General features: G+C 62.5%; 8 protein-coding genes. 2 read left to right on the forward strand and 6 right to left on the reverse strand.

Features of this window, described 5'->3' with window-relative positions; genetic code table 11:
• The first annotated feature begins 68 nt into the window (after positions 1 to 68).
• Positions 69 to 1,436, forward strand: coding sequence for an MFS transporter (locus tag GV819_RS18840; protein ID WP_161757558.1), 1,368 nt, complete (start codon positions 69 to 71; stop codon positions 1,434 to 1,436).
• On the forward strand, positions 1,417 to 1,818 hold the full coding sequence (locus tag GV819_RS18845) for a DUF4440 domain-containing protein (RefSeq protein WP_178126039.1): 402 nt from the start codon (positions 1,417 to 1,419) through the stop codon (positions 1,816 to 1,818). Before GV819_RS18840 ends, GV819_RS18845 begins: the two co-directional genes overlap by 20 nt.
• 107 nt (positions 1,819 to 1,925) lie before the next feature.
• Here the strand turns inward: GV819_RS18845 and GV819_RS18850 are convergent, their stop codons facing one another.
• The 6 genes from GV819_RS18850 to aceK form a co-directional block, all read right to left on the reverse strand.
• On the reverse strand, positions 1,926 to 3,260 hold the full coding sequence (locus GV819_RS18850) for an OprO/OprP family phosphate-selective porin (protein WP_161757559.1): 1,335 nt from the start codon (positions 3,258 to 3,260) through the stop codon (positions 1,926 to 1,928).
• A 406-nt stretch (positions 3,261 to 3,666) separates the two neighbouring features.
• Positions 3,667 to 3,900, reverse strand: coding sequence for an anti-sigma factor family protein (locus GV819_RS18855; RefSeq protein WP_025127985.1), 234 nt, complete (start codon positions 3,898 to 3,900; stop codon positions 3,667 to 3,669).
• Positions 3,894 to 4,508 (reverse strand): RNA polymerase sigma factor, encoded by a 615-nt coding sequence (locus GV819_RS18860; RefSeq protein ID WP_161757560.1) that lies wholly within the window; start codon positions 4,506 to 4,508, stop codon positions 3,894 to 3,896. The genes GV819_RS18855 and GV819_RS18860 overlap by 7 nt, the downstream gene beginning before the upstream one ends.
• Before the next feature lie 80 nt (positions 4,509 to 4,588).
• Positions 4,589 to 5,710, reverse strand: a complete 1,122-nt coding sequence (locus tag GV819_RS18865; RefSeq protein WP_161757561.1) for a beta-ketoacyl-ACP synthase III — start codon at positions 5,708 to 5,710, stop codon at positions 4,589 to 4,591.
• A gap of 311 nt (positions 5,711 to 6,021) precedes the next feature.
• Entirely contained in the window at positions 6,022 to 9,933 is a 3,912-nt protein-coding gene (hrpA, locus tag GV819_RS18870; protein WP_161757562.1) for an ATP-dependent RNA helicase HrpA, read from the reverse strand.
• Between the two features lie 132 nt (positions 9,934 to 10,065).
• Positions 10,066 to 11,787, reverse strand: coding sequence for a bifunctional isocitrate dehydrogenase kinase/phosphatase (gene aceK, locus GV819_RS18875; protein WP_161757563.1), 1,722 nt, complete (start codon positions 11,785 to 11,787; stop codon positions 10,066 to 10,068).
• Between the last annotated feature and the right edge of the window lie 251 nt (positions 11,788 to 12,038).

The raw sequence follows: 12,038 nt of genomic DNA on the forward strand, positions 1-12,038 counted from the left end.
AGTCAAGTATAGGCGCCTCGACAGCCACACCCCAAGCTCCCTAAGCTGCGCGCAAAAAGGGGGACGGCATGACCTATAGATACAAAGTGGCGGTGGTATTCCTCCTCGGGTTCTTTATCGACTGCGTGAACATCTTCATGTCGGCTGTGGCCATGCCCAGCATCGCTGCCCAGCTGCAGGTGTCCGGCGCCGCCGTGGCCTGGGTCGCCAATGCCTACATCCTCGGCCTGACCCTGGTGATTCCCATCAGCACCTGGCTGGCGGGACGTTTCGGCAATCGGCAAATCCTCTGCGCCTCGATGCTGCTGTTCAGCCTCGCAGCCTTGCTCTGCGGACTGGCCGATGGCTTCCTGTCATTGGTGTTCTGGCGACTGGTCCAGGGCATGGCCGGCGGCCTGCTGATTCCCTTGGGACAGGCGCTGACCTTCAACCTGTTCCAGGGCGCGCAACGGGCCAGGATCTCGACCCTGGTCATGGCGGTGGCGCTGCTGGCCCCGGCCCTGTCGCCGGCCCTAGGCGGGGCGATTGTCGACCACAGTTCGTGGCACTGGGTGTTCCTTGCCAGCCTGCCGCTGTCACTGCTGGCGGCATTGTTGTCCTGGTGCTGGATCAAGGCCGAACGCAACACGCCGCCGCCCCGCCCGGACCTGCGCGGCCTGCTGTTGCTGAGCGCGACCCTGGGCTCCCTGCTGCTGTGCATGTCGCTGTATGGCAGCGGTTATCCGCCGTACCAGGCCTTGCTGTGCCTGGCCACAGGCCTGTTGTTCGCCGTGCTGTACCGGCGTCACTGCCGAGGTTGCGAACAGCCCATCGTCGACCTGCAACTGCTGAAAAATCCCCGTCTCGGCCTGTCGGTCGGGATCTATTACGCGATTCCCGGGATCTTCACCGGGGTCAACCTGCTGAGCCTGTTCTTCCTCCAGGACAGCCTGCACCTGAGCGCCCAACACAGCGGCATGTTCATGCTGCTGTACGCGGCCGGCGCCCTGCTGGCGATGCTCGCCTGCGGCCGCTACTACAACCGCCTTGGCGCGGCGCGCCTGTTCGCCATCGCCCTGGTGCTGCACAGCCTGGGCATTGCCGCCTTGTGCGGGGTCGACTCGACGTCCGACCTGCCACTGATACTGCTCGCCTACACCTTGATGGGCCTGGGTGGTGGCGCCGGCGCCAATACTGCACAGACCACTGCCCTGCTGGACTTCGCAGGCACTGATACGCACAAGGCCAGCGTGATCTGGAACATCAACCGGCAGATGGCGTTCAGCCTCGGCGCGGCCTTGCTGTTGATGATCTACAACCTGCTGCTCAGATTCCTCGAAGTCATACCGGCCTATCACCTGAGCGTGCTCCTGGCCGCCCTGGCCGGACTGATGCCGCTCCTGAGCCTGAACCGACTCAACCCACCCAAGGACTCCCATGCCCCACTCGATCATTAAGCAGGCGCAGTACAGCGTGCACTGGATTCATCAACTGATTCACAGCGTCTTCACCAACCAGCAGGGGGACGGTGCGGCCTGCATCGAGCAATTGCTGCCGCTGTTCGCCGAGGATTTCCAGATGGTCACCACCGGCGGTGCGATGGTCGGCCGCAAGCAGGTCGAGCAGCTGTTTCGCAGCGCCCTGGGCAGCCGGGCCGGGTTGCAAATCCATCTCAGCGACCTGCATTGCGTGTGGCAGGAAGGCCGCAGCGCGGCCATCCGCTACAAGGAAACCCACAGCCAGGACCAGGTCGAAACCTCGCGCCTGTCCCTGGCGATCATCCGCGTGCAGGCCGACTCGGTGCAGTGGCTGTACCTGCATGAAACCGCCTGCCCCTGAAGCGCGCCAGGCCAAGCATCAGGCAAAAAAAACCCCGCCGGAGCGGGGTCAAAACAACAGGAGCTATAACGGATGAGAAAGAGCTCTAGCAGGGTTAAGCGACAGCCTTAGAACACATACTGCACACGGGCCACGAGGGCATCGCCGCTGTCATCGCCAACGCTGTTGGTGATTTTGTCGGTGTTGACCTTGATGTAGTTGGCGGAAACCTTGATCGCCTCGTTGGCGTACCAGTTGACCCCGATGGTGTTCATGGTGGCCTTGGCATCGCCGACGTCACGGGTAGCGGTGGCGGCTACGACGTTCTTGTCATCAACCTTGATGTTGTCGTAGCGGTAGAACACTTCCCAGGCGCCGAACTGCTTGTTCGTCGGCTTGATGGTGTCGAACTTGGCGCCGTCGAGTTTGTACACCCGCGCCTCGCCGGTCAGGGTGTAGGCCAGTTGGCCGTAGAAGCCGGTGGCCTTGACGTCCTTGTAGGCGTTGCTGTCGGCCTGCAGCTTGCGGGTCAGGTATTCCGCCTGGGCCGAGAACGGGCCGGTGGCGAAGGCGAATTCACCGCCGAACACCCGGTCGTTGTCGTAGGCGCCGACTGCGGTCTGGCTCGAAGCGTTGAGGCCGGCGCCGCCGCCGAAGGTGGCACGGTTGCCGTTGGTGCCGGCATCATTGCCGCCGTTGGTGGCGATACCACGAACGCCCAGGCGTGGACGGATCCGCGAGTCGAAAGCGGTGTCGCTGACGTCACGGCTGGCGAAGTCCAGGCCGAAGTGCAGGACGTTGCCGGTTTCGTGCATCGGGGCGAACACGGCACGGGCGTTGAACTGCTTGACGCTGTCGCCGTCCTTGTCGTTGATGTCCTTGGCCGCCACGCTGCCGGACAGGTAGGCCATGTCGGCGACTACCGAGCTGACTTGCAGGCCCATGCCGTTCTCGTGGGAGTTGATCCAGTCAGCCAACTCGTAGGCGGCGTTACGCTCCATGGAGGTGACCCACTTGGAGCTGGTGGCTTTCTCCAGACCGAAGTCTTCGTCGAAGCGACCGGCGCGGATGGTCACCGGCTTGAAGCCAACGTAGGAAATCGACGCCTCGTCGAAGTAACCGTCATCGGCGGTCCCCGAGTTGTGAGAGAAGTCGTAGTTGATCTGGTATTTCCAATCCTTGTAGGCGGTACCGCCCAATTCCAGATAGGCACGGCGGAAGTAGGCGCCGTCGCCGCTGTCACCATTCTTGGTGTAGAACCCGTCGAAGCGGCCATAGTCGGCTTGCAGACGACCGCCCAGCTTGAAGCTGAACGCGGAGTCGGTGGTAGCAACCTCAAGGCCGCCCTTGGTCTTGACTACGATATCGGCGCCGTCAGTGGTGACGGTGCCAGCGAAAGCCTGGGCGGTTACTGCCAGGGCCAGGGCGCTGGCGGCAAAACCGGCGAAGTGCTTACGGATCATCGAAGAGTTCCCCTAATTGGTGGTCTGTAGCGTTGGAAAACACGCGGGGTTGGCCCGCTGGTGTTGGGTGGGAATCTTGGCGACGGGTTATTTCAGCTGGATTGCTGCCAGATAAATATTTGATTACAGGGGAACTTTTTTACTTCGAAAAGAAATAAGGCAAAACGCCCGTATTAGAGCCATCGCAGAGGTTTTTGCAGGGGAAAACCGGGACGATCAGCAGCTGTCACCTTCGATCGGATGACATTTTCGTGGCGGCTGACAGCCTGTCCTGCAACCACTGGCGAAGGCCGTGCGAATACCAGGACGAACACAGAATGGGCAGATGCGGGTGGATCCGGGAGGGGTTGCCTTGCAAGGCAGATACCGAGGCGGGTGCGCTGACGGCACCCACGTTCCAGCGCAATCAGAGGTCGCGTTTTTTCTCGGCAGCCAAGCGCTCGGCCAACTCGTCAAGACCTTCCAGAGGCGGCTCGGGAAGCACGCGCAAGGTGGCCTGGAGCAGGCGCATCTGGCGAATGAAACGTCGGCAGTTGGGGCAGAACAGCAAGTGATGACGCACCATCAAGCGTTCACGAAAGCTCAGTTGGCCATCGAGATAATCGCTTGAACGTGCCACTTGTTCCTTACAGGTCAGCATTGGCCGGTTTCCTCAAAATGCTCCACGGTGGCAAAGACCTTCAAGCGCGCCCGGTGCAGCAGCACCCGAACATTGGAGAGCGTGAGCCCCAAAAGATTACAGATTTCCTCCAGCTCCAGGCCCTGACGTTCGCGCAGCAGCAACACACTGCTTTGCAGTTCCGAAAGGCTGAGCAGGGTGTGCTCCAGGCAGTCGCGCAATTCCGCCTCGGTCAGCAAGGCTTCAGGAGTGTCTTCGTGCCAGGCAAAAGGCGCCACCAGCCAATGGCCATCGCTGGATGAAAAGCGCTCGTCGCCGACCGTACCGTGGGGCGCGGGCAAATCATCGAGCAACACTTCCCGGCGGTTCTGCTTGTAGCGGTTCTTGGCCGCATTGGCAGTGATGGTCAGCAACCAGGTCTTGAGACTGGAACGTCCCTGGAAACCTGAGAGATTGCGCACCACCGAGAGCCAGGCATCCTGTACCACCTCATCGGCGTTACGGCTGCCGACAATTGCATAAGCCACCGCGCGCATGGCGCTCTGGTAGGTACTGACCAGTTCCTTGTAGGCCTTTTGTTCGCCCGCCAAAAGGCGTTCTAGCAGTTGCGTATCATCAGCAGCGGCCATTCATGCCTCGTTCATCATGCGGGTTTGAGTGGGGTGTGACGCGCCGAAAGCCCGCGACGCCACACCCCGACCAGCGTAGATCAACGCTTGCGCAGAAGGACGCTGCCGATCGAATAACCCGCGCCGAAGGAGCTGAGTACTGCCAGGGCACCGCTGGCCAGGTCATCCTGGTACTTGTGGAAGGCAATCACCGAGCCCGCCGAGCTGGTATTGGCATACGTGTCGAGAATCACCGGCGCCTCCTCCACCGAGGCTTCGCGGCCCAGGAGCTTCTTGACGATCAGGTGGTTCATGCTGAGGTTGGCCTGGTGCAGCCAGAAGCGTTTCACGTCACTGACGTTGAGCTGGTTTTGTTCCAGGTGAGCGGCGATCAGTTCCGCCACCATCGGGCATACATCGCGGAAGACTTTGCGGCCCTCCTGGACGAACAGCTTGTCGGGGGCGCCGACACCCTCTTGCGCCGCGCGGTTGAGGAAGCCAAAGTTGTTGCGGATGTTGTTGGAGAATTTGGTCAGCAGCTTGGTGCTGACAATCTCGAACTGGTGCTTGGATGTGGCCAGGTCGGCACGCTCGATAATCACCGCGGTGGCCGCGTCGCCGAAGATGAAGTGGCTGTCGCGGTCACGGAAGTTCAGGTGCCCGGTGCAGACTTCCGGATTGACCATGAGGATCGCCCGGGCCTGGCCCAATTGCACGCTGTTGCAGGCAGCCTGGATGCCGAAGGTCGCCGAGGAACAGGCCACGTTCATGTCAAAACCGAAGCCCTGGATCCCGAGGGCTTCCTGGACTTCGATGGCGATCGCCGGGTAGGCGCGCTGCAGGTTGGAGCAGGCGACGATTACTCCGTCGATGTCGGCGGCGGTCTTGCCGGCCCGTTGCAGGGCCTGTTCGGCGGCGGCGACAGCCATCTGGCAGAGCACCGACCACTCGTCATTGGAGCGCTCCGGCAGGCGCGGGGCCATGCGTTGCGGGTCGAGGATGCCCTCCTTGTCCATGACGAAGCGGCTTTTGATACCCGAAGCTTTCTCGATGAACGCGGCGTTGGATTCCGTCAGCGCCTGTACTTCACCACGCTCGATGGCCGCGGCATTGTCGCGGTTGAACTGGTGGACGTAGGCATTGAAAGATTCCACCAGCTCTTCGTTGGAGATGCTGTTGGCCGGGGTAAACAGGCCGGTGCCGCTGATGACGACGTTATGCACGGTCGTTCCTCTAGTGTGTTGAGGCAAAAGGTATTGGCACCCTCGTGCCAAACCGTAAAGGGACGGTCCCGCTGGTGGGACCCTCCCTGGCATCGCTTTATTCCGATCCGCCCGGGCTGCCTGTGGTGCAGATAACCGGGGCCGGCATTTATGACGGCGGAGTTTGCCATAACCTCCGAAATTTCGCCGCAACTGCAAGATCGACGGAGTTGACTTGCTAGGAGCCGGCTTGCCGGCGAACCGGGCCTTGAGCCTTGCATTGCCCTTGATGGCGCCTTCGCTGGCAAGCCAGCTCCTACGGGGGTGTTGGCTCAGGCGTCGACCTGGCTCCATTGCTTGCTCAGGCGCTTGTCGGAGATCGGCACCTTGGTCCCCAGTTGCTGGGCAAACAACGACACTCGATATTCCTCCAGCCACCAGCGGTACAGCTCCAGCTGCGGATCGCGCTTGCCCTCCTGGGCATGTTTCTGGGCGCGAGCCTGGTACTGGTTCCAGAGATTTGTCAGCTCGCTGCTCCAGACCCGGTCCTTCTGCACCTGGCTACCGAGTTTTTCGAAGCGCTGCTCCACCGCCTTGAGGTAGCGCGGCAGTTCCTTGAGCCACAGGGCCGGGGTTTCGCGGACGAAGCCCGGGTACACCAGATGACTGAGCTGGGACTTGATGTCGTTGAGCGCCACCGCCTGGGCCAGGTCGATCTTGCCCTTGAAGCGCTTTTGCAGACCGTGCCAGAGCTTGAGGATTTCCAGGGTCAGGCGCGCCAGGCGCTCGGCGTGCTCGGTCCAGGCACCGCGTTTGCGCTCGGCCAGGGAAGCCAGCCCGGCGCCGTCCCGGGGCAAGGTGGCCTCGCCTTCGAGAATGCAACTGTCGAGGCTGGCCAGGAGAATGTCTTCCACCAGCGCATCGACCCGGCCCAATTCGCGGTACAGCAGGCCCAGTTCGGTGAGCCCCGGCAATTTGCCACGGAGGAATTTGGCCGGCTCGGCCAACTGCTGCAGCAGCAGGCGCTGCAACGCCCGGCGATGTTGGAACTCGGCTTCGGCGGCAGTCGAGAAACGCCCCTCCTTGACCGTCCCCGCCTCTTCCACCAGCGCCGGATACACCGTCATCGACAGCCCGGCGATCTTCTGCTGGGTCTTTTCTGCTACCGCAGCAAACACCTTGGCTTCCACCGGCTGCTGGCTCTTGGCGGTCTGCGGCACCGCCAGAGCAGCCTGGCTGGCTTCGGCAAAACGCGCGGTCAGCTCGGCCAGGTCACGGCCCTCGCCGAGGAACTTGCCCTGGGCGTCGACGATTTCCAGGTTCATCCGCAGATGGCTTTCCACCTGCTGCTCGGCTTCGCTCCAGGCTTCATCGCTGACCCGCGCGCCGGTCATGCGCAGCAGTTCGCGGCCCAGGGCCTGGGGCAATGAGCCCTCGGCAAAGGTCATGCGCTGCAGGGCGGCCTTGACGAAGTCCGGCACCGGTACGAAGTTCTTGCGCAAGGCCTTGGGCAGGTTGCGCACCAGGGCAATGCACTTGGCCTCGATCAGCCCCGGCACCAGCCATTCCAGGCGTTCGGCGGGCAGCGCCGGCAGCAGCGGCGCCGGCACCCGCAGGGTCACGCCGTCCCGAGGATGGTTGGGTTCGAAGTGATAACTCAGGGCCAGTTCCAGGTCGCCGATGTGCAGGGTATCCGGATACTGCTTGGCGGTGACTTCACTGGCTTCGCGGGCCAGCACGTCTTCCTCGCGCATGATCAGCAGTTGCGGGTCCTTCTGGCTGTGGACCCGGTACCAGCTGTCGAAGGTCGCCGTCTGGTGGATCTCCGCTGGCAGGCGCTCATCATAGAAGGCGAACAGGGTTTCCTCGTCCGCCAGGATATCCCGGCGCCGAGCCTTGGCTTCCAGGGTATCGAGTTGCTCCAGCAACTGCGTGTTGGCGGTCAGGCACTTGGCCTTGGACTGGATTTCGCCGCGCACCAGCGCCTCGCGGATAAACAGCTCGCGGGACACCACCGGGTCCACCGGACCGTAGTGCACCGGCCGGCGGCCGACCACGATCAGGCCGAACAGGGTGATCTGCTCGTAGGCCACCACCTGGCCGCGCTTCTTCTCCCAATGGGGTTCGAAGTGGTTCTTCTTGATCAGGTGCCCGGCCAGGGGCTCGATCCAGTCCGGCTCGATCTTGGCCACCATGCGCGCATACAGCTTGGTGGTTTCCACCAGCTCGGCGGTCATCAGCCACTGCGGGCGTTTCTTGCCCAGGCCCGAGGAGGGGTGAATCCAGAAGCGCCGCTGGCGGGCGCCAAGGTAGTCGCCGTCTTCGGTCTTCTGGCCAATCTGGCTCAGCAGGCCAACCAATACCGCCTTGTGCAGTTTTGGATAGTCCGCCGGTTCCTTGTTCAGGCTCAACTGCAGGTCGCGACAGATCAGGCTCAGTTGGCGGTGGGAATCACGCCATTCGCGCAGGCGCAGGTAATTGAGGAAGTTCTTGCGGCACCAGTTGCGCAGCGGGCTGGCAGTCAGCGCCTGGCGCTGCTCTTCGAAACCGCGCCACAGATTGACCAGGCCGGCGAAATCCGAGTCCACGTCCTTCCATTGCGCGTGGGCCTGATCGGCCGCTTGCTGACGCTCTGGCGGACGCTCGCGAGGGTCCTGGATCGACATCGCACTGGCCACGATCAGCACTTCCTGGAGGCTGCCGAGTTTCGCCGCTTCCAGCAACATGCGGCCCATGCGCGGGTCCACCGGCAGTCGCGCCAGCTGCCGGCCCAACGGGGTCAGCTGGCTGTTGCGGTCCACCGCCGAGAGTTCTTGCAGCAGGTTGAAACCGTCGCTGATGGCCTTGCCATCCGGCGGTTCGATAAAAGGGAATGCGGTGATTTCACCGAGGCGCAGATGGAGCATCTGCAAGATCACCGCCGCCAGGTTGGTGCGCAGGATCTCCGGGTCGGTGAACTCCGGCCGGCCGAGGAAATCCTCCTCGCTGTACAGGCGTATGCAGATGCCCGGCTCGACCCGGCCGCAACGGCCTTTGCGCTGGTTGGCACTGGCCTGGGAAATCGCTTCGATGGGCAGGCGCTGGACCTTGGCCCGATAGCTGTAGCGACTGATGCGCGCGGTGCCGCTGTCGATCACGTAGCGGATGCCCGGCACCGTCAGCGAGGTTTCCGCAACGTTGGTCGCCAGCACCACGCGCCGCCCCGGATGGGACTGGAAGATCCGCTGCTGTTCCGCTGGCGATAGCCGCGCGTACAACGGCAGGATCTCGGTGTGCTTGAGCTGGGCCTTGCGCAGCATCTCCGCGGCGTCGCGAATCTCCCGCTCGCCGGGCAGGAACACCAGCACATCCCCAGGACTGCGGCGTTCGCTGCGTTCGTAGGCGGCGATTTCATCCAGGGTGGCGAGAATCGCCTGGTCCACCGTCAAGTCATCCTCGACCCGATTGCCCTCCTCGTCCTGCTCCAGGGTCAGCGGTCGGTACCAGGTGTCCACCGGGAAGGTACGGCCCGAGACTTCGACAATCGGCGCATCGTCGAAGTGCTTGGAGAAGCGCTCCAGGTCGATGGTCGCCGAGGTGATGATGACTTTGAGATCCGGGCGCCGTGGCAGCAGGGTCTTCAGGTAGCCGAGGAGGAAGTCGATGTTGAGGCTGCGCTCGTGGGCCTCGTCGACGATGATCGTGTCATAGCGTTCCAGGTAGCGGTCGTTCTGGGTTTCCGCCAACAGGATGCCGTCGGTCATCAGTTTGATCAGGGTGCTGGAATCGCTCTGATCCTCGAAGCGCACCTGATACCCCACCAAGGCCCCCAGTGGCGTGGCAAGCTCTTCGGCGACCCGGCTGGCAACGCTGCGGGCGGCGATCCGCCGCGGCTGGGTATGGCCGATCAGCCCGTGCTGGCCGCGACCGATTTCCAGGCAGATCTTCGGCAGCTGGGTGGTTTTACCCGAGCCGGTTTCACCGGCGATGATCAGCACCTGATGCTTGAGCAGCGCCTCCTTGATCTCGTCGCGCTTGGCGGCAATCGGCAGGCTGTCGTCGTAGCGAATCCGCGGCACGCTGTCACGCCGTGCCGTCACCAGATTGCAGGATGCCTGCAGCCGTTCCAGCCACTGGGCGAGCTTGTCCTCGTCGGGCTTCTTACGCAGTTCGAGCAACTGCCGACGCAACCGGTGACGGTCGGCGAGCATGGCTTGATCGAGGTTTTTCAACAGCTGGTCAATTGCAGGCGATTCGGAAGTCATCAGGTACGCAAAAGTCGTCATATGTAGGCAGGGCGCGATTGTCGCAGAAAAGCGCAGGTAATACGTAGGAGCCGGCTTGCCGGCGAAAGGGCCCGTGAGGATGCCTTCGCCGGCAAGCCGGCTCCTACACTTTCATTCGTCTTCCAGGCCCTTGCGCCGGTAAGGGAAGACGTCGATCACCTTGCCGGCACGAATGGCCTCTTGCAGGCTCTTCCAATAGTCGGCGTTGTACAGCTCGCCGTGGAGCTGGTCGAACAGCCTGCGCTGCCCGGCGTCGGCAAACAGGAACGGGGGAAACTCCTCGGGGAATACGTCGTGGGGGCCAATGGAGTACCAGGGCTCGGAGGCCATTTCGTCTTCAGGGGTGCGCGGCGCCGGGATGTGACGGAAGTTGGCTTCGGTGAGAAAGCAAATCTCGTCGTAGTCGTAGAACACCACCCGCCCATGCCGGGTGACACCAAAGTTCTTCAGCAGCATGTCACCGGGAAAGATGTTGGCCGCCGCCAGTTGCTTGATCGCCAGGCCGTAATCCTCCAGCGCCTCGCGCACCTGGGCCTCGTTGGCGTGCTCCAGATAAAGATTGAGCGGGGTCATCCGTCGCTCGGTCCAGCAGTGGCGGATCAGCACCGTTTCACCCTCCACCGACACCGTGGACGCCGCCACCTCCAGCAGCTCCTCAAGGCAGGCCGGTTCGAATTTGCTCAGGGGGAAACGGAAGTCGGCGAACTCTTGGGTGTCGGCCATGCGCCCGACCCGGTCGACGCTTTTCACCAGCCGGTACTTTTCGATCACCGTGGCTCGGTCGACATTCTTGGACGGCGAGAACCGGTCCTTGATGATCTTGAACACGGTGTTGAAGCCCGGCAGGGTGAACACGCTCATGACCATGCCACGGACCCCGGGGGCCATGATGAAACGGTCATCGGTGCTGGCCAGGTGATTGATCAGGGCCCGGTAGAATTCCGACTTGCCGTGCTTGTAGAAACCAATGGAGGTGTACAGCTCGGCGATGTGCTTGCCCGGCAGGATGCGCTTGAGAAAGCCGATGAACTCCGCCGGCACCGGCACGTCCACCATGAAGTACGAGCGGGTGAAGGAGAAGATGATCGAAACATCCGCCTCGTCGGTGATCAGCGCATCGATCTGGATGCCCCGGCCCTCACGGTGCAGCAGCGGGATCACCAGCGGCCATTGTTCTTCATGGGTAAAGATGCGCCCCACCAGGTAGGCGCCCTTGTTGCGATAGAGCACCGAGGAAAACAGTTCCAGGGTCAGTTCCGGGTCCTTGCACACCCAGTCCGGCAGGCTTTCCCGCAGCTGCGCCACCAGGCGTCGCAGGTCTCCCGGCAGGTCGGCGTAGTCCTCGCTGAAGCGGTAGTCGGCGAACACCTGCGCCAGCACCCCGGAAAGATCGCCCTGGGGTTTGTAAGTGCGGGTCTGCGCAGCCCGGGCCCGACGCAGGCTGGGCCGGGTGGTGTGGATGAACATGCAGCCGTCGCTGATCAGGTCATGGCTGAACAGCCCACAGAAGATCGAGTTGTACCAGGTCTCGGAGAGTTCATCGTCGAAGCGCAGGTCGATCAGGCTGATGTAGGCACTTTTCACCAACGGCCACTGGCTCACGTCCATCAGCGAGTCTTCACTGAAGGCCTGATGCAGCCGGGCCACGGTTTCCCCGACCTTTTCCTCATACAGGTTGATCCGCGCCGCCGAGGCCGTCTGCGCCTCTTGCCACTGCGCGCCCTCGAAACGTCGCCGGGCGCCGTCGGTGATCTGGCGAAAGTGTTCGCGGTAGTCGTCGAAGCCCTCAAGGATCATTCGAGCGATATCGGCGGCGGGCCATGACTGCGACATAAGGAGACCTCTGCGGGAATTTGCGATGCCAGAGCTTAGCCAGTGAAACGGCTTCAGGAGAAGCGTATTTTTGTGATCAGGCGCAAGCCGAAAAATGACCCGGCAGTCGCCCCGCCGGCCATCCTGTCGAGCCCAGGCCGCCTGATCCGTCTACGCGCCTGCGCCACAACCCTGCCGCCCGGCCCCCACCGGCAGCTCACTGGCCGGACAATTGAACGCAACAATCGGGGTGCAGGCTTCTTTACCTTATG

This window comes from Pseudomonas sp. Fl5BN2 (assembly GCF_009908205.1).
Lineage (GTDB): Bacteria > Pseudomonadota > Gammaproteobacteria > Pseudomonadales > Pseudomonadaceae > Aquipseudomonas.